This window comes from Streptomyces longispororuber (genome assembly GCF_024448165.1).
GTDB lineage: Bacteria > Actinomycetota > Actinomycetes > Streptomycetales > Streptomycetaceae > Streptomyces > Streptomyces longispororuber_A.
On sequence record NZ_JAMOLN010000035.1, the window covers coordinates 1 to 18,376 of the forward strand.

The 18,376-nt window shown below is 69.6% G+C and carries 17 protein-coding genes; 13 read left to right on the forward strand and 4 right to left on the reverse strand.

What is annotated here, in order from left to right; all coding sequences use genetic code 11:
- The 4 genes from M4J07_RS12805 to M4J07_RS12820 all read left to right on the forward strand — a co-directional run.
- On the forward strand, positions 1-1,045 hold a 1,045-nt coding region (locus M4J07_RS12805; RefSeq protein WP_305127627.1), incomplete at its 5' end, for a vitamin B12 dependent-methionine synthase activation domain-containing protein.
- Positions 1,046-1,165: 120 nt separating this feature from the next.
- Positions 1,166-1,861 (forward strand): HAD family hydrolase, encoded by a 696-nt coding sequence (locus M4J07_RS12810; RefSeq protein WP_255971151.1) that lies wholly within the window; start codon positions 1,166-1,168, stop codon positions 1,859-1,861.
- 371 nt (positions 1,862-2,232) lie between these two features.
- The gene (locus tag M4J07_RS12815; RefSeq protein ID WP_255971153.1) at positions 2,233-3,840 is read left to right on the forward strand and encodes an ABC transporter substrate-binding protein; all 1,608 of its coding nucleotides are present in this window, start codon (positions 2,233-2,235) and stop codon (positions 3,838-3,840) included.
- A 74-nt stretch (positions 3,841-3,914) separates the two neighbouring features.
- The gene (locus M4J07_RS12820; protein ID WP_255971155.1) at positions 3,915-5,501 is read left to right on the forward strand and encodes an ABC transporter substrate-binding protein; all 1,587 of its coding nucleotides are present in this window, start codon (positions 3,915-3,917) and stop codon (positions 5,499-5,501) included.
- Between the two features lie 104 nt (positions 5,502-5,605).
- Here M4J07_RS12820 and M4J07_RS12825 read toward each other — a convergent pair whose 3' ends face one another.
- Together M4J07_RS12825 and M4J07_RS12830 are read right to left on the reverse strand one after the other, a co-directional pair.
- Positions 5,606-6,277: a response regulator gene (locus tag M4J07_RS12825; RefSeq protein WP_255971157.1), complete on the reverse strand. Its 672-nt coding sequence runs from the start codon at positions 6,275-6,277 to the stop codon at positions 5,606-5,608.
- 38 nt (positions 6,278-6,315) lie between these two features.
- The gene (locus M4J07_RS12830) at positions 6,316-7,200 is read right to left on the reverse strand and encodes a RecB family exonuclease (protein ID WP_255971159.1); all 885 of its coding nucleotides are present in this window, start codon (positions 7,198-7,200) and stop codon (positions 6,316-6,318) included.
- 178 nt (positions 7,201-7,378) lie between these two features.
- On the opposite strand from M4J07_RS12830, the gene M4J07_RS12835 reads away from it, so the two are divergent.
- The 3 genes from M4J07_RS12835 to M4J07_RS12845 all read left to right on the forward strand — a co-directional run bounded on the left by M4J07_RS12835 (position 7,379) and on the right by M4J07_RS12845 (position 10,881).
- Positions 7,379-8,977: a site-2 protease family protein gene (locus M4J07_RS12835; RefSeq protein ID WP_255971161.1), complete on the forward strand. Its 1,599-nt coding sequence runs from the start codon at positions 7,379-7,381 to the stop codon at positions 8,975-8,977.
- Positions 8,978-9,141: 164 nt separating this feature from the next.
- A complete protein-coding gene (locus M4J07_RS12840; RefSeq protein WP_018535043.1) occupies positions 9,142-10,047 on the forward strand; it encodes a tRNA (adenine-N1)-methyltransferase in 906 nt (301 codons plus the stop codon).
- A gap of 258 nt (positions 10,048-10,305) precedes the next feature.
- Positions 10,306-10,881 (forward strand): hypothetical protein, encoded by a 576-nt coding sequence (locus M4J07_RS12845; RefSeq protein ID WP_255971165.1) that lies wholly within the window; start codon positions 10,306-10,308, stop codon positions 10,879-10,881.
- Positions 10,882-10,969: 88 nt separating this feature from the next.
- On the opposite strand, the gene M4J07_RS12850 is transcribed toward M4J07_RS12845, so the two are convergent.
- Complete coding sequence (locus M4J07_RS12850; RefSeq protein WP_255971167.1) at positions 10,970-11,284, reverse strand: ferredoxin; 315 nt, start codon at positions 11,282-11,284, stop codon at positions 10,970-10,972.
- Between the two features lie 265 nt (positions 11,285-11,549).
- Between M4J07_RS12850 and arc the strand changes: the two genes are divergently transcribed.
- The 6 genes from arc (at position 11,550) to prcA (ending at position 17,261) form a co-directional block, all read left to right on the forward strand.
- The gene (gene arc / locus M4J07_RS12855) at positions 11,550-13,316 is read left to right on the forward strand and encodes a proteasome ATPase (protein WP_255971169.1); all 1,767 of its coding nucleotides are present in this window, start codon (positions 11,550-11,552) and stop codon (positions 13,314-13,316) included.
- 245 nt (positions 13,317-13,561) lie between these two features.
- Complete coding sequence (gene dop / locus M4J07_RS12860) at positions 13,562-15,073, forward strand: depupylase/deamidase Dop (protein WP_255971171.1); 1,512 nt, start codon at positions 13,562-13,564, stop codon at positions 15,071-15,073.
- A 143-nt stretch (positions 15,074-15,216) separates the two neighbouring features.
- The gene (locus M4J07_RS12865) at positions 15,217-15,435 is read left to right on the forward strand and encodes a ubiquitin-like protein Pup (protein WP_255971173.1); all 219 of its coding nucleotides are present in this window, start codon (positions 15,217-15,219) and stop codon (positions 15,433-15,435) included.
- Between the two features lie 82 nt (positions 15,436-15,517).
- On the forward strand, positions 15,518-15,640 hold the full coding sequence (locus M4J07_RS12870) for an endonuclease domain-containing protein (protein WP_374215027.1): 123 nt from the start codon (positions 15,518-15,520) through the stop codon (positions 15,638-15,640).
- Complete coding sequence (prcB, locus tag M4J07_RS12875) at positions 15,592-16,437, forward strand: proteasome subunit beta (protein WP_255971175.1); 846 nt, start codon at positions 15,592-15,594, stop codon at positions 16,435-16,437. Before M4J07_RS12870 ends, prcB begins: the two co-directional genes overlap by 49 nt.
- A gap of 59 nt (positions 16,438-16,496) precedes the next feature.
- Positions 16,497-17,261 carry a proteasome subunit alpha gene (gene prcA, locus M4J07_RS12880; RefSeq protein WP_255971177.1) on the forward strand — a complete coding sequence of 255 codons (765 nt, stop codon included), beginning with the start codon at positions 16,497-16,499 and terminating at the stop codon, positions 17,259-17,261.
- A 62-nt stretch (positions 17,262-17,323) separates the two neighbouring features.
- Here the strand turns inward: prcA and M4J07_RS12885 are convergent, their stop codons facing one another.
- Positions 17,324-18,361: a LacI family DNA-binding transcriptional regulator gene (locus tag M4J07_RS12885; RefSeq protein ID WP_255971179.1), complete on the reverse strand. Its 1,038-nt coding sequence runs from the start codon at positions 18,359-18,361 to the stop codon at positions 17,324-17,326.
- Positions 18,362-18,376 lie beyond the last annotated feature (15 nt).

Here is an 18,376-nt window from a genome sequence, read left to right on the forward strand (position 1 = left end):
CGGCGGCGCCGCGCTCACCCGCGCCTACGTCGAGCAGGATCTGCACGAGATCTACGAGGGCGAAGTGCGTTACGCGCGCGACGCGTTCGAGGGTCTGCGGTTGATGGACGCGTTGATCGCGGTCAAGCGCGGCGTGCCCGGCGCCACCCTGCCCGAACTCAAGCAACGCCGGGTCAAGGCGGGCAACGTGAAGATCGAGGAGCAGCCCGACGACGGGCCCGCGCGCTCCGACGTCGCCGTCGACAACCCGGTCCCCGAGCCGCCGTTCTGGGGCACCCGCGTCATCAAGGGCATCCAGCTCAAGGAGTACGCCTCCTGGCTCGACGAGGGCGCCCTGTTCAAGGGCCAGTGGGGCCTGAAGCAGGCGCGGACCGGAGACGGGCCCACGTACGAGGAGCTGGTGGAGACCGAGGGCCGCCCGCGGCTGCGCGGCTGGCTCGACGAGCTGCACACCAAGAACATGCTCGAAGCGGCCGTCGTCTACGGCTACTTCCCGTGCGTGTCCAAGGGCGACGACCTGATCATCCTGGACGACGAGGGCAACGAGCGGACCCGGTTCACCTTCCCCCGCCAGCGCCGCGGCCGCCGGCTGTGCCTGGCCGACTTCTTCCGCCCCGAGGAGTCGGGTGAGACCGACGTGGTCGGCCTCCAGGTCGTCACCGTCGGCTCGAAGATCGGCGAGGCGACCGCCAAGCTGTTCGCGTCCGACTCCTACCGCGACTACCTCGAACTGCACGGCCTGTCCGTCCAGTTGGCCGAGGCGCTCGCCGAGTACTGGCACGCCCGCGTCCGCACCGAGCTGGGCTTCGCCGGCGAGGACCCGGCCGCCATGGAGGACATGTTCGCCCTGAAGTACCGGGGCGCCCGCTTCTCCCTCGGCTACGGAGCCTGCCCCGACCTGGAGGACCGCGCCAAGATCGCCCAGCTCCTGGAGCCGGAGCGGATCGGCGTCCAGCTCAGCGAGGAGTTCCAGCTCCACCCCGAGCAGTCCACCGACGCGATCGTGATCCACCACCCCGAGGCGAAGTACTTCAACGCCCGGTAATGCGGTAATTCCTCAGAGTCGTACACTGGTCGGTCCAGCGCAGGCCGGTCGCCCTTCTGGTCAGAACTTCTGTCCGGAAGGGGGACCGGCCTCTTCGTCCCTCATGGAGGTGGTGCACGGATGACCAGTACGGTCCCCGCACTCGGTACCCGAACGGCCGAAGGCTCCGCCCTGCAGGCCGTGCTCCTCGACATGGACGGAACCCTCGTCGACACGGAGGGGTTCTGGTGGGACGCCGAAGTGGCCGTCTTCGCCGAACTCGGCCACGCCCTCGACGACGCCTGGCGGCAGGTCGTCGTCGGCGGTCCGATGACCCGCAGCGCCGGCTTCCTCATCGAGGCCACCGGCGCCGACATCACGCTGCCCGAACTGACCGTCCTGCTCAACGACGGCTTCGAGCGGCGCATCAGCCGGTCGCTGCCGCTGATGCCCGGTGCCGCGAGACTCCTCGCCGAACTCGCCGCGCAGAACGTGCCGACCGCACTCGTCTCCGCCTCCCACCGGCGCATCATCGACCGCATCCTGGACTCGCTCGGCGCCCACAACTTCCACCTCACGGTCGCCGGTGACGAGGTGTCCAGGACCAAGCCGCACCCCGACCCGTATCTCCTCGCCGCGTCCCGGCTCGGCGCCGAACCCGGGCGCTGCGCCGTCATCGAGGACACCGCCACCGGCGTCGCGGCCGCCGAGGCCGCGGGCTGCCAGGTCGTCGCCGTCCCGTCCGTCGCGCCCATCGCGCCGGCCCCCCGGCGCACCGTCGTGCCCTCCCTCGAACACGTCAACCTGCCTTTCCTGCACGGGCTGATGACGCTCTGACGGCGGTGCGGCGGCCCAACCCCATGGCCGAATTACCGCACTCCCCAACCCAGTTGGCGGTGTGACCTTTCCCACTCGGACAGGGGTCGACAGGTCCGGGCCGTCGTGCTGCGCAACCCCCTTGGGGGCGGCCGGACGTGACCTTGTGTCCCGATTGGTCGCCCCGTGCGTCGAACCTTCCTCCTGAGGTGTTTTCGGTGCGTCCACACCCGGTTCCACAGCGTGATGGGCGCCCGGCTCCAGCGCCTGCGAGCCCCGGCGGCGGGCCCATTAATGTCGTCGCGAGAACATCGCCGTAACCCTCCCGTGCCCGTGCGCACCACCCCTTGTCCACGGACCCGCGAGATCAACAGCTCTGGAGATTTTCGAGCATGAACCGCAAGACTTTGGTGCTGCCGGCCGTCATCGGCCTGCTCGCCCCCGTGCTCGTCGCGTGCGGCGGGTCGGACAGTGGCGGCGACGGCGGCGACGCGATCGTCGTCGGCACCACCGACCGGTTCATCGCCTCCGGCAAGGTCCCCGCGCCGTTCGACCCCGCGTACGCCTACGACGCCGGGTCCTGGAACGTGCTGCGCCAGACCGTGCAGACGCTGATGGCGATGCCCCGCAGCGGCAGCGGCGAGCCGGTGCCCGAGGCGGCCGAGAGCTGCATCTTCTCCGACAGCGGCAGCGAGCGGTACGCGTGCACGCTGCGCAAGGACCTCAAGTTCGCCGACGGCAGGGCCATCACCGCCGCCGACGTGAAGTACTCCATCGACCGCGTCCTCAAGATCAAGAGCGACAGCGCCTCCTACGGCCTGCTCTCCTCGATCGACACGATCGAGACGCAGGGCGACCGCGAGGTGATCTTCCACCTCAAGTCCCCGGACGCCACCTTCCCGTACAAGCTGGCCACGCCCACGGCCGGCATCGTCAACCCCGACGACTACGCGAAGCACTCGCTGCGCAACGGCTTCGAGGTGAACGGCTCCGGCCCGTACACCATGAAGTCCGAGGTCAAGAACAACGCCGTCGTCAAGACCGTCTTCACCAAGAACCCCAACTACCAGGGGCAGTTGAAGCCGAAGAACGACAAGGTGGAACTGCGGTCCTTCGAGAGCGCCGACGCCATGGGCAAGGCGCTGGAGAAGGGCGACATCGACATGATGACGCGCACCATGTCGCCGGAGCAGATCGAGAAGTACTCGACCAACCCGCCGAAGAACGTCAACCTGGTCGAGATGCCCGGCATGGAGATCCGCTACCTCGGCTTCGACACCACGGCGACCTCCGTCAGGAGCAAGGCCGTCCGCCAGGCCATGGCGCAGATCGTGGACCGCGGCGAGATCGCCGCCAGCGTCTACGGCGCCACCGCCGAGCCGCTCTACTCGCTCGTCCCGGCCGGCATCACCGGCCACCAGAACTCGTTCTTCAACAAGTACGGCGACCCGGACAAGACGGCCGCCGCCGCGACCCTGAACCGGGCGAACATCACCACCCCGGTGAAGCTCACGCTGCACTACACGACCGACCACTACGGTCCGGCCACGAAGAAGGAGTTCGAGGTCCTGCGCAAGCAGCTGAACGCCAGCGGTCTGTTCGACGTCGACATCAAGGGCGACGCCTGGGACACGTACCGCGACGCCCAGCTCAAGGGCAAGTACGACGTCTACGGTCTGGGCTGGTTCCCCGACTTCCCGGACGCCGACAACTTCCTCGCGCCGTTCCTCGACAAGGACAACTTCCTCAACGCCCCGTACGCCAACAGCACCATCCGCGGGCAGCTGCTCCCGGCCGAGCGTCGCGAGGCCGACCGGCTCACCGCGTCCAAGAGCCTGCAGCAGATCCAGAACATCGTCGCCGACGACGTGCCCGTCCTCCCGCTCTGGCAGGGCAAGCAGTACGTCGCCTCGCGCGACGACATCACGGGCGTCGAGTGGGCCCTGTCCTCCTCGTCGATCCTCCAGCTGTGGGAGCTGGGCCGCGGCGTCAGCGGCTGAGCCCTCCGTGGGGCCGGTCCCGACGCCGCGGCCGGCCCCGCCCCGTTCCGCACGACCGACGACAAGGCACGTACGTGAGAATGCGCAACCAGTGGTTGGCCCTGCCCCTCGGCGTGGGACTCGCCGCGGCCCTGCTGTCCGGCTGTGGCACGGACCAGGACGAGTCCGCCGGCTCCGGCGACGCGGTGGTCATGGGGATGTCCGACGACATCCAGGCCACCGACCCTGCGTCCGGCTACGACCCGGGCTCGTGGCTGCTGTTCAACAACGTCTTCCAGTCGCTGCTCAGCTTCCCCAACGGAGCCACCGAGCCGCAGCCCGAGGCCGCCAAGGAGTGCCACTTCAGCGACAACGCCACCAAGGTCTACTCGTGCACCCTGCGCTCCGGCCTGAAGTTCAGCAACGGCCACGAGCTCACGTCGAAGGACGTCAAGTACTCCTTCGACCGCATGATGAAGATCGGCGACGAGGCCGGTCCCGCCATCATGTTCCCGATGCTGGACAAGGTGGAGACCCCGGACGGCTCCACGGTGGTCTTCCGGCTGAAGTACGCCGACGCGACGTTCCCCAGCAAGATCGCCTCGGGCGCCGGATCGATCGTCGACCACGCCGAGTACCCGGCGGACAGGCTGCGCACGGACGGCAAGGCCGTCGGCTCCGGCCCGTACAAGCTGGACTCCTTCGGCAAGAAGGAAGCGGTCTTCTCGGTCAACTCCTCGTACGAGGGCACCGCGAAGGTCAAGAACGACGGCGTCACCATGAAGTTCTTCCACGGTGACCAGGCGGGCCTGAAGAAGTCCCTGCTCGACGGGGGCGTCGACCTGGCCTACCGCGGTCTCGCCGCCAAGGACGTCGCGGACATCGAGGAGTCGGCCACCAAGGCGACCCAGGACATCGACGTCGTCGAGGGCACCAGCGCCGAGGTCCAGCACCTCGTCTTCAACGTGAAGGACCCGGTCGTCGGCAAGCTCAGTGTCCGCAAGGCCATGGCTTACCTCATCGACCGCGACGCCCTGATCGACGAGGTCTACGACAACACGGCCACGTCGCTGTACTCGATCATCCCGGCGGGCATCACCGGCCACAACACCGCGTTCTTCGACCTGTACGGGTCCCGCCCCTCGAAGAGCAAGGCGCAGGCCGCGCTCCGCGCCGACGGCATCACCGACAAGGTCAAGCTCACCCTCTGGTCCACGCCGTCCCGCTACGGGCCGGCCACCGACGCCGAGCTGAAGGCGATGGCCAAGCAGCTCAACGCGAGCGGCCTGTTCGACGCCGACGTGAAGTCCGTGGAGTTCTCCCAGTACGAGCGGGACATCAAGTCCGGCAAGTACGGCGTCTACGTCAAGGGCTGGGTGCCCGACTACCCGGACCCCGACAACTTCACCCAGCCGTTCTTCGGCGACGGCAACGTGCTCGGGAACCACTACACCAACAGCACGATCACCGGCACGATCATCCCGGAGACCGGCGCCCAGAGCGACCGCTCCACCACCACGAAGCAGTACGACCAGCTGCAGAACATAGTCGCCGAGCAGCTGCCCATCCTGCCCGTGTGGCAGGCCAAGCAGTACGCGGTCGTGCGCGACGGCGTCTACGGCCTGGAGAACTGCCTCGACGCGTCGACCGTGTTCCGGTTCTGGGAGATCAGCAAGGGCTGACGTCCTGTCGGACAGGACGAGCGCGCAGCGGGAACGACGAAGGGCGGCGGTCACCACTCCGGTGACCGCCGCCCTTCGTTCGTCCGTGCCCGCCCGCGGGCGGGCTACTGCGCGCCCGGCCGGACCAGCCCGCTCTCGTACGCGTACACGGCGGCCTGCACCCGGTCGCGCAGCCCCAACTTCGTCAGCACGTGGCCCACATGGGTCTTCACCGTCGTCTCGCTGACGAAGAGGTCGGCGGCGATCTCCGCGTTCGACAGGCCGCGGGCCACCAGCTTCAGCACCTCGACCTCCCGCTCGGTGAGGGTGTGCAGCGTGTCCGGCACCGGCTCGTCGCCCGACGGCAGGTGGTCCGCGTACTTGTCGAGCAGCCGGCGCGTGATGCTCGGCGCGAGCATCGCCTCGCCCGCCGCGACCACCCGGATCGCCTGCACCAGCTCGTTCGCCGGGGCGTCCTTGAGGAGGAAGCCGCTGGCCCCCGCCTTGAGCGCCTCGACCACGTACTCGTCGAGATCGAAGGTGGTCAGCACGAGCACCTTCGCCGGACCGTCCTTGCCGGGGCCCGAGATCTGCCGGGTCGCCTCGACGCCGTCCATCCGCGGCATCCGGATGTCCATCAGCACGACGTCGGGCTGCAGCGCACGCACCTGGTCGAGGGCCTGCAGGCCGTCACCGGCCTCGCCGACGACCGCGATGTCCTGCTCGGCCTCCAGGATCATGCGGAAGCCGGTACGGAGCAGCGGCTGGTCATCGACCAGTAGGACGCGGATGGCCACGAAACTCTCCTTCGATAGTCCGGCCCCATTCTGCCCTCCTACGCCCCGCCGGACTCGGGCACCCTGATCTGAAGCGGATACGGCGGGGGAGTACCGCCGAATTCGGGGCAGACGGCCTGGTGGTCGCACCAGCCGCAGAGCTTCGTCGGCCGCGGCCGCCAGTCACCGCTCTCCGTGGCCTGCTCGATCGCCTCCCACAGCGCGTGCAGCTTGCGCTCCACCCGCTCCAGGTCCGCGATCACCGGGTCGTACGTCAGCACGTCCCCGCTGCCCAGGTACACGAGCTGCAGCCGCCGCGGCACGACACCCTTCAGGCGCCACACCACCAGCGCGTAGAACTTCATCTGGAACAGCGCGCCCTCCGCGTACTCGGGGCGGGGGGCCTTGCCCGTCTTGTAGTCGACGATGCGGACCTCGCCGGTCGGCGCGACGTCGACCCGGTCGATGATCCCGCGCAGCCGCAGCCCGGACTCCAGCTCGGCCTCGACGAACAGCTCCCGCTCGGCGGGCTCCAGACGCGTCGGATCCTCCAGCGTGAACCACCGCTCGACCAGCCGCTCCGCCTCACCGAGCCAGCGCGTCATCCGCTCGCCCGCAGCCTCTTCGTCGGCGTCCGCGAACAGCTCGCCGAGCTCGGGGCGCGCCTCGCGCAGCCGGTCCCACTGCCCGGGGATCAGCGACTTCGCGCGCGGCGCCGTGCGCTCGCCCGCGGGGGAGTCGAAGAGTCTCTCCAGCACGGCATGGACGAGCGTGCCCCGCGTCGCCGCCTCGCTCGGCTTCTCCGGCAGCTTGTCGATGACCCGGAACCGGTACAGCAACGGGCACTGCATGAAGTCGCTCGCGCGCGACGGCGACAGCGACGCCGGTCGCACGGCAGGCTTCTCGGGGCCGGACTCGGGGCCCGTCTCGGTACTGGTCTCCATGACCCACGACGATACGGCCCGGCACTGACAGTCAGGCACCTGCGCGTCCCACCGCGTCTTGCGTAGCGTGGCCCGGGGGAGTCGACGGGGGCCACCGGACACCGTCCGCATACCATCGACGCCAGAACGTCCCGCCCCACGGCGGGAGACGCTCGAACGAGGGGACCGAGGGATCACCGTGGACGAGAGCGGGCAGCCGCAGTCCGGCACCGGCGAGGCGACGCCGCCCGCGAAGGGCGACGCAGGGCGTCCCGCTGCCCCGACCCCCGAACCCCGCCAGGCCGACACCGGCCGGGCCGCGGCCGCCGACCCGGGCGACACCGACCGGACCGGCGACGCCCCGGCCCCGGCCGACAGCTCCTCGGACACCCCCTCGGGCGCCTCGTCGGACACCCTGTCGGACAGCGGCGTGGACACCACCCCGGACACGACCCAGGACACCGCCTCGGGCCCGGCGCCGGACCCCGCCGCCGACGACGCGGCGCAGTCCCGGGCGGCCGGCCGGCCGCCGAGGACCGACGAGCCGTCCCCGCAGGCCGCGGGCGAGCCCACCGCCACCGGTCCATACGGTCAGCACCGCGCCGCCGCCACGGCCGGCAACCGCAAGGGCCCGGCCAAGCCCCCGGAGCCGCGCGGCGGGCTGCTCATGGGGCGCCCCTTCGGCGTCCCGGTCTACGTCGCGCCCAGCTGGTTCCTCGTCGCGGCGCTGATCACCTGGGTCTTCGGCGGCCAGCTCGACCGCGTCCTGCCCGAGCTCGGCGCGGCCCGCTACCTGGTCTCCCTCTTCTTCGCGGTCGCCTTCTACGCCTCCGTGCTCGTCCACGAACTCGCCCACACCGTCGCCGCCCTGCGCTTCAAGCTCCCGGTCCGCCGGATCCAGCTGCAGTTCTTCGGCGGCGTCTCGGAGATCGAGAAGGAGTCCGAGACCCCGGGCCGCGAGTTCGTGCTGGCCTTCGTCGGCCCGCTGCTCTCCCTGGTCCTCGCCGGCGTCTTCTACCTCGGCATGATGGCCGTCGAGCCCGGCACGGTGCCCGGCGTCCTGCTCGCCGGCCTGATGATCTCGAACCTCATCGTCGCGGCCTTCAACCTGCTGCCCGGCCTGCCCCTCGACGGCGGCCGGATGCTGCGCGCCGTCGTCTGGAAGATCACCGGCAAGCCGATGAGCGGCACCGTCGCCGCCGCCTGGGTCGGCCGCGCCCTTGCCATCACCGTCCTCATCGGCCTGCCCCTGCTCACCCAGTCCGGCGCCCTCGGCAAGAACGCCGAGGACGTCGGCGGCATGGACACCGTCACCGACGCCCTGCTCGCCGCCATCCTCGCCGCGATCATCTGGACCGGCGCCGGCAACAGCCTCCGCATGGCCCGCCTGCGCGAGCACCTCCCGGAGCTGCGGGCCCGCACCCTGACCCGCCGCGCCGTCCCGGTCGAGCCCGCGACCCCGCTCTCCGAGGCGCTGCGCCGGGCCAACGAGTCGGGGGCCCGCGCCCTGGTCGTCGTCGACGCGGACGGCGAGCCCCGTTCCCTGGTCCGCGAGGCCGCCATCGTCGGCGTCCCCGAGCACCGCCGCCCCTGGGTCCCGGTCAGCGGCCTCGCCCAGGACCTGACCGACGGCATGCGCGTCTCCGCGGAACTCTCGGGCGAGGAACTCCTCGACACCCTGCGCGCGACCCCGGCGACCGAGTACCTGGTGGTGGAGGAGAACGGCGCGATCTACGGCGTCCTCTCCGCGGCCGACGTGGAGCGCGCCTTCGTGAAAGCGATGGCCCGGCCCTCCTAGGGCCTGTCCGGCGGATCATGTCGCGGGCGCGGTGTCCGGCACGTACATCTGCTGCAGGCCATGCAGGCCATGCAGGCCATGCAGGCCATGCAGGCCATGCAGGCCATGCAGGCCCTGGCGGCCGTGTGGTCGGCAGCCCCCGCCGCGCCCGGTAGGCTGTTCACATGTCCGAACCGACCGGTGCCGCCCGCAGGCGCGGGCCCTTCAAGGTCGGGGACCAGGTTCAGCTGACCGACCCCAAGGGCCGCCACTACACGTTCACGCTCGAAGAGGGAAAGAACTTCCACACCCACAAGGGTTCCTTCCCGCACGACGAGCTGATCGGCGCACCCGAGGGCAGCGTTGTCCGCACCACCGGAAACGTCGCCTACCTCGCGCTGCGCCCCCTGCTCCCCGACTACGTCCTGTCCATGCCCCGCGGCGCCGCCGTGGTCTACCCCAAGGACGCGGGGCAGATCCTGGCCTTCGCCGACATCTTCCCCGGCGCCCGCGTCGTGGAGGCGGGCGTGGGCTCCGGCTCCCTCAGCAGCTTCCTGCTGCGCGCCATCGGCGACGAGGGCATGCTGCACTCGTACGAGCGCCGCGAGGACTTCGCCGAGATCGCCAAGGGGAACGTCGAGCGCTACTTCGGCGGCCCGCACCCCGCCTGGCAGCTCACCGTCGGCGACCTCCAGGACAACCTGTCCGACGGCGACGTCGACCGCGTCATCCTCGACATGCTGGCCCCCTGGGAGTGCCTGGACGTCGTCAAGAAGGCGCTCGTCCCCGGCGGCATCCTGTGCTGCTACGTCGCCACCACGACGCAGCTCGCCCGCACCGTCGAGTCCATCCGGGAGATCGGCTGCTTCAACGAGCCGACCTCCTGGGAGTCGATGATCCGCAACTGGCACGTGGAGGGCCTCGCCGTCCGCCCCGACCACCGGATGATCGGCCACACCGGCTTCCTTCTCACCGCCCGCCGCCTCGCGGACGGCGTCGAGCCGCCCATGCGCCGCCGCCGCCCCGCCAAGGGCGCCTACGGCGAGGACTACGACGGTCCGAACGCCGACGGCGGCAACCGCGGCCGCTGACCCGGCGAGGGACAGCGGAACAACCGAACAACGCACCGGCGCCGCCGCCGAGTTCCCCCGCACGTCCGGGAACTCGGCGGCGGCGCTCGTCCGTTGACACACCGGCAGCACCGCGCCCACGAGCCACCGCGGAACCACTGAGCCGTGGAACCGCAGGACCCGCGGAAAACACCGGGACCCCGCCGTTCCGCTCCACTGTGACGTATGGCACGATGCTGGCCACCCCCACCGGCACAGCCCTCACAGGAGACGCTCCTAGTGCAGCAACCCGCCGTCCCGGAACTGGCGCACACCACCACCCGCCCCATCCACTGGCTGGCCACCGCGGCCGCCCTCGCCGCCGTCGTCGCGGCCTCCGGCTTCCTCCAGCCGGACTCCGCCACCGCGGCCCAGGCCGACGCCAAGTCGGCCACCGCCCACCCCGCGACCGTCGCCCCGCCCGATCCGGCGGCGGTCCACTTCCCGCTCAACTGCGGGCCCGTCAAGGTCGTCGTGCAGAAGAAGGCCTCCGGTGACCTCGACGGCGACGGCCGACCGGAGACGGTCGCGGTCGTCCGCTGCGACGCGGGCTCCGGCACCCCGCCGAACGGGGTGTACGTCCTGACCCAGCCGCCCGGCGCCGAGCCGCGCGTCGTCGCCACGCTCGTCGACCCGCAGGACCGCTTCTCGGTCAGCGACTTCGCCGTGCGCGACGGGGCCGTCACCGCCACGCTCGACGGCTACTCGTCCGACGCGGTGCCCCGCTACCGCCCGGACGTCCACGACAAGGCCAAGTGGCAGTGGAAGAACGGCACGTTCGTCCGCTCCACGCCGGCCGAGGCGCGCGGCGTCTGAAAACCGTCTGAAAACCGTCTGAAGGGCCCTGTGCCCCCGGATCTCCGGGGGCACAGGGCCCTTCAGACGTTCTGCGGCTACCGCCCGCTCACTCCGCGTCGGGCCCGTACACCTCGACGCTGTCCGATACCCGCCGTACGTGGATGCAGTCGCCCGGGCACTCCTGCGCGGACGCCACCACGTCGGTGAGAAGCGGAAGCGGCACGGGTGTTGAGGCGCCGGGGGCCTGCAGCAGTTCGTCGTCCGCGCTCTTCACATAAGCGAGCCCGTCGATGTCCAGCTCGAAGACCTCCGGCGCGTACTGGGCGCAGATCCCGTCCCCGGTGCACAGGTCCTGGTCGATCCACACTTCAAGCGGAACGCCGGTGTCGGTGCCGGATCCGGCCTCTTGCTGCACGGTCATGATTCCTGCCGTTTCCTGCGTCGCGGGCCCGTCGTAACCCACTTCACAGGAGCAAGTCGGGCCAGGCCTGACGGGTGTTGAACACTTCGACCCTACAACCGCCCGCTTTCCGATGTTGTTGGGTGGGTATTCCCCTGGCGTGAGGGAGAGCGCAAGGGTGAAGATCGGACACACCCCGACCGTCTTTGTGATCTAGGGGTTTCAATCGACACCCGCCCAGGTAGGGTCTGGAAGCGTCCAGCTCCCCTTGGAGGAGGTGAGGACCGTGGCAGCCCACGACGACGACATGAACCGCGGCATCCGCCCGGGACGAGGGTCCGACGACCCCGCCGGACAGATTGCCTATCTCGAGCAGGAAATCGCCGTCCTGCGGCGCAAGCTCGCCGACTCTCCGCGTCATACGAGGATTCTCGAAGAGCGGATCGTCGAGCTGCAGACCAACCTGGCCGGCGTGTCCGCCCAGAACGAACGGCTCGCCAACACACTCCGTGAGGCCCGCGACCAGATCGTGGCCCTCAAGGAGGAGGTCGACCGGCTCGCGCAACCGCCGGCCGGCTTCGGAGTCTTCCTCACGGCCAATGAGGACGGCACCGCCGACATCTTCACCGGCGGCCGCAAACTCCGGGTGAACGTGAGCCCCAGCGTCGAGCTCGAAGAGCTCAGGCGCGGCCAGGAAGTAATGCTCAACGAAGCGCTCAACGTGGTCGAGGCCATGGAGTACGAGAGCGTGGGCGACATCGTCACCCTCAAGGAGATCCTTGAGGACGGCGAGCGCGCCCTCGTGGTCGGGCACACCGACGAGGAACGGGTGGTCAGGCTCGCCGAGCCGCTGCTGGACATCACCATCCGCCCCGGCGACGCCCTGCTGCTCGAACCCCGTTCCGGCTATGTCTACGAAGTCGTACCGAAGAGCGAAGTCGAGGAGCTGGTCCTCGAAGAGGTCCCGGACATCGGCTACGACCAGATCGGCGGCCTGGGCAACCAGATCGAACTGATCCGGGACGCGGTCGAGCTGCCGTACCTCTACCCGGACCTCTACCGGGAGCACGAGCTGCGGCCGCCCAAGGGCGTCCTGCTCTACGGGCCCCCCGGATGCGGCAAGACCCTCATCGCGAAGGCGGTCGCGAACTCCCTCGCCAAGAAGGTCGCCGAGGTGACCGGACAGGGGCAGGGCAAGAGCTTCTTCCTGAACATCAAGGGTCCCGAGCTCCTCAACAAGTACGTCGGTGAGACCGAGCGGCAGATCCGTCTGGTCTTCCAGCGTGCGCGGGAGAAGGCCAGCGAGGGTACCCCCGTCATCGTCTTCTTCGACGAGATGGAGTCCCTGTTCCGCACCCGTGGCTCCGGTGTCAGTTCGGACGTGGAGAACACCATCGTCCCGCAGCTGCTCGCCGAGATCGACGGTGTGGAGGGCCTGCAGAACGTGGTCGTGATCGGTGCCTCGAACCGTGAGGACATGATCGACCCGGCCATCCTGCGGCCCGGCCGTCTCGACGTGAAGATCAAGATCGAGCGTCCGGACGCCGAAGCGGCCAAGGACATCTTCGGCAAGTACCTCACCGAGCGCCTCCCGCTGCACCTCGACGACGTCGACGAGCACGGCGGCGACAAGGGATCCACGGTCCACGGAATGATCCAGACCGCCGTGGAGCACATGTACGCGGAATCCGAGGAAAACCGCTTCCTGGAAGTCACGTACGCCAATGGCGACAAGGAAGTCCTGTACTTCAAGGACTTCAACTCCGGCGCAATGATCGAGAACATTGTCGGTCGCGCCAAGAAGATGGCCATCAAGGCCTTCCTCGAGCAGAACCAGAAGGGGCTCCGGGTCTCTCACCTCCTGCAGGCTTGCATCGACGAGTTCAAGGAGAACGAGGACCTGCCCAACACCACCAACCCGGACGACTGGGCCCGGATCTCCGGAAAGAAGGGCGAGCGGATCGTCTACATCCGGACGCTCGTCACCGGAAAGCAGGGCGCGGACACCGGACGCTCCATCGACACGGTGGCGAACACCGGTCAGTACCTGTAAAAGACAGGGTGGCTGCGGGTGCCCGGACCGGGTACCCGCAGCCAACTGTTTTCCAGGCAACGACCGGCCCAAAGTCGGAGCGAAGCAATGACGCAAATGATCTCCCCACCAGCGCAAAGGCGTTCTAGGCTCTTCCATGCCGCCGAGTCGCGCCGTGCGGGGACGGGCACCGCACACGCACCGGAGAACCAGCGGTACTTGAGCGCCGCCCCCGACCGAGGGCGCCGCCGGGCAAGGAGGGCCGCATGACCGTACGGCGAGTAATGGGCATCGAGACGGAGTACGGGATCTCCGTCCCCGGCCACCCCAATGCCAATGCCATGCTCACCTCGTCCCAGATCGTCAATGCCTATGCGGCGGCGATGCACCGGGCCCGCAGGGCCCGCTGGGACTTCGAGGAGGAGAACCCGCTGCGCGACGCACGAGGCTTCGACCTCGCGCGGGAGGCCGCCGACTCCAGCCAGCTCACCGACGAGGACATCGGCCTGGCCAACGTCATCCTCACCAACGGCGCGCGCCTCTACGTCGACCACGCACACCCCGAGTACAGCTCGCCCGAGGTCACCAACCCCTGGGACGCCGTCCTGTGGGACAAGGCCGGCGAGCGCATCATGGCCGAGGCCGCCGAGCGGGCCGCCCAGCTCCCCGGCGCCCAGCCGATCCACCTCTACAAGAACAACACCGACAACAAGGGCGCCTCCTACGGGACGCACGAGAACTACCTGATGAAGCGGGAGACCCCCTTCTCGGACATCGTGCGCCACCTCACGCCCTTCTTCGTCTCCCGGCAGGTCGTCACCGGAGCGGGCCGCGTCGGCATCGGCCAGGACGGGCACGAGCACGGCTTCCAGCTCAGCCAGCGCGCGGACTACTTCGAGGTCGAGGTCGGCCTGGAGACCACGCTCAAGCGCCCGATCATCAACACCCGGGACGAGCCGCACTCGGACGCCGAGAAGTACCGCCGCCTCCACGTGATCATCGGCGACGCGAACCTCTCCGAGATCTCGACCTACCTCAAGCTCGGCACCACGTCCCTCGTCCTCTCCATGATCGAGGACGGGTTCATCGCGGTCGACCTCGCCGTCGACCAGCCGGTGCGCACCCTCCACCAGGTCTCGCACGACCCGACGCTGCAGCGCCTGATCACCCTCCGTAGCGGCCGCACGCTCACCGCGGTCCAGCTCCAGATGGAGTACTTCGAGCTCGCCAGGAAGTACGTCGAGGAGCGCTTCGGCGCCGACGCGGACGACCAGACCAAGGACGTCCTGACCCGCTGGGAGGACGTCCTCGGCCGCCTGGAGTCGGATCCGATGAGCCTCTCCGGCGAGCTGGACTGGGTCGCCAAGCGGGAGCTCATGGAGGGCTACCGGCGCCGTGACGGCCTCGACTGGGACGCCGCGAAGCTGCACCTCCTCGACCTTCAGTACGCCGACGTGCGGGCCGAGAAGGGCCTCTACAACCGTCTCGCGGCCCGCGGCAAGATGAAGCGCCTCCTGGACGAGAGCGACGTCGAGCGGGCCCGTACGAAGCCGCCTGAGGACACCAGGGCCTACTTCCGCGGGCGCTGCCTGGAGCAGTACGCGGACGACGTCGCCGCGGCGTCCTGGGACTCGGTGATCTTCGACCTGCCGGGCCGGGACTCACTCCAGCGGGTCCCAACCCTCGAACCCCTTCGCGGAACGCGAAATCACGTGAAGGAGCTCCTTGACCGGTGCCGTACGGCCGAGGATCTGGTCAGGGTGCTGTCCGGGGGTTGATCCGCGGCTGAAAAGCGGACGGCAGGGGAATCACAGAGGTGGGTCCCGCACGTTGAACCAACTGCGGGGCCGATGTCGGACCCGACTTGTAGGGTTCTGATCACGAACGACCTGTATCTCGAACCGAGCGGGGTGAGCTGGATATGGCGACCAAGGACACCGGCGGCGGGCAGCAGAAGGCGATGCGTTCCACCGAGGAGGTCGAGGAGCAGGCACAGGACGCGCAGGCGACCGATGACCTCAAGGAGCGCCAGGAGAAGCTGAGCGACGACGTCGACTCGGTCCTGGACGAGATCGACGACGTCCTCGAGGAGAACGCCGAGGACTTCGTGCGCTCCTTCGTGCAGAAGGGTGGCCAGTAGGTCACCCTCGGCTTCGGCCCGACGATTCATCGGGTGTGCACCGGAGCCCGCGGCGTTCCGTCGCACGGCTCCGGTCACACAGGTGGATCATCGCCACGAGACGGGTAGGGTCCGTGGCATACCGTGCTTCAACTGCATTTACGTGGAAGGAAACGCGTGGAAGCCAACCCTCGTAGCACCGGGCGTCTGCCGGCAGCCTTCCTGACGCCCGGCTCGTCCTCCTTCATGGACTTCCTGTCCGAGCACCAGCCCGAAATGCTGCCGGGCAACCGGCAGTTGCCGCCGACGCAGGGCGTCATCGAAGCCCCGCACGGCACGACCATCGTCTCCGTCACGTTCCCCGGCGGCGTGGTGCTCGCCGGTGACCGGCGGGCGACGATGGGCAATGTCATCGCGCAGCGCGACATCGAGAAGGTCTTCCCCGCGGACGAGTACTCGGCCGTCGGCATCGCCGGCACCGCCGGCCTCGCCGTCGAGATGGTCAAGCTCTTCCAGCTGGAGCTGGAGCACTTCGAGAAGGTCGAAGGTGCTCAACTGTCCCTCGAGGGCAAGGCGAACCGACTGTCGACCATGATCCGGTCGAACCTCGGCATGGCCATGCAGGGCCTGGCGGTCGTCCCGCTGTTCGCCGGGTACGACGTCGACCGCGAGAAGGGGCGGATCTTCTCCTACGACGTGACGGGCGGCCGGAGCGAGGAGCACGGGTTCGCCGCGACCGGTTCCGGTTCGGTGTTCGCGCGCGGAGCGATGAAGAAGCTCTACCGCGCGGATCTGACGGAGGAGCAGGCCACGACGCTGGTCGTGCAGGCGCTGTACGACGCGGCCGACGACGACTCGGCGACCGGCGGCCCGGACATGGCGCGCCGGATCTTCCCGATCGTCACGGTGATCTCGGAGGACGGGTTCCGGCGTCTGACGGACGACGAGTCGTCGGAGATCGCCCGCTCGATCCTGGAGCGGCGCCTCGAGCAGCCGGACGGTCCGCGGGCCGCTCTGCTGTGAGCTGACGGTCCCCCTTCTTTCCCACTGACGCGTTACTGACAGAAAGGGACGGATAGCCGGTGTCGACGCCGTTCTATGTCTCACCCCAGCAGGCGATGGCCGACCGCGCGGAGTACGCGCGCAAGGGCATCGCCCGCGGTCGCAGCCTGGTCGTGCTGCAGTACGCCGACGGCATCGTGTTCGTCGGCGAGAACCCGTCCCGCGCACTGCACAAGTTCAGCGAGATCTACGACCGGATCGGCTTCGCGGCCGCCGGTAAGTACAACGAGTACGAGAACCTCAGAATCGGCGGCGTGCGCTACGCGGACCTGCGTGGATACACGTACGACCGGGACGATGTGACGGCCCGTGGCCTGGCGAACGTGTACGCGCAGACGCTGGGCACGATCTTCTCCAGCGCGGGCGAGAAGCCGTACGAGGTGGAGCTGGTCGTCGCCGAGGTCGGCGAGTCCGCCGAGGGCGACCAGATCTACCGGCTGCCGCACGACGGGTCGATCGTCGACGAGCACGGCTCGGTCGCGGTCGGGGGCAACGCCGAGCAGATCAGCAACTATCTGGACCAGCGCCACCAGGACGGCATGACGCTGTCCGAGGCCCTGAAGCTCGCCGTCCAGGCCCTGTCGCGGGACACGAACGGGAGCGAGCGGGAGATCCCCGCGGAGCGCCTCGAGGTGGCGGTCCTGGACCGGACGCGGCCGCAGCAGCGGAAGTTCAAGCGGATCGCCGGGCGGCAGCTGTCCCGGCTGCTCACGGCCGAGGGCGCGGCCGAGGTCTCGAAGGCCGCGTCGGACGCGGTGTCCGACGAGGACTCCTCAGAGGAGTAGGTCGCAGTCTTTTTGGCGGGTGCCCCCGGCCGGTTTCCGAACCGGCCGGGGGCACCCGCGCGTCATGCGGCGGCGGGCGGCCGGCCGGTCGAGCCGCGCACGATCAACTCGACCGGCAGCGCGGCGGTTTCGGGCTCACGGCCCTCCAGGACGGCGATGAGCGCCGCCATGCCCCGCTCGCCGAACTCCTCGGCGGGCAGCCGCACGGTGGTCAGCTCCGGTTCGACGGCGGTGGCGAGGGAGAGGTCGTCGAAGCCCGTGACGGAGAGGTGGTCGGGGATGCGCAGGCCCATGCGGCGGGCGGCCTTGTAGGCGCCGGTGGCTAGCTTGTCGTCGTCGCAGACGATGGCGGTGGGGCGCACGAGCCCGGAGGTGCGCAGGGCCCGCTCCGTGGCCACGAGGGCGTCCTCCACGGTGAGGTCCGAGCGGACGGTGCGGACTGTCGTGTCGGGCAGCAGGGCGGTACGGGCGGCGAGTTCACGGGCGCGCACGTCGAAGGTCCAGGAGTCGACCGCCGAGGCCAGGTGCAGGAAGTGGCGGTGGCCGAGGGCCAGCAGATGGTCGGTGATCTGCCGGATGCCGTCGGTGAGGTCCAGATTGACGGTGGCGGCGCCGAGGCTGCCGGCCGGGTCGCTGTCGAGCATCACCAGGGGCAGCCCGTCGCCGCGCAGGGCCGTGACGGCGCCGGCGGCCATGGACGAGGCGAGGACGCCGTCGAGCGCGGCTGTCGCCGAGGGGAACGGGTCGCGGGCCGGTCCGACGCCGTCGGGGGAGGGGTACAGGACCACGCCGAAGTCGTGCTGCGCCGCGACGCGGGCGGCTCCCGTGTAGACCCCCGCGAAGAACTCGTTGGTGAGCGCGGGGACGACCAGGAGCGCGGTGCGGGTACGGCCCAGGCGGAGGTTGCGGGCGGCGAGGTTGGGGCGGTAGCCCAGCTGCTGCGCGGCGGCCCTGACCCGCTCGGCGGTCGCCGGTGACACCCGGCCGCGCCACTTGTCGCCCATGACGAGGGAGACGGCGGCCTGGGAGACGCCCGCGGCCCGGGCCACGTCCCGGCTGGTGGGCCGGGCGGTCGCCGTCCCGTCCGTACCGCTGGTCACTTGCTGCCTCCGTGT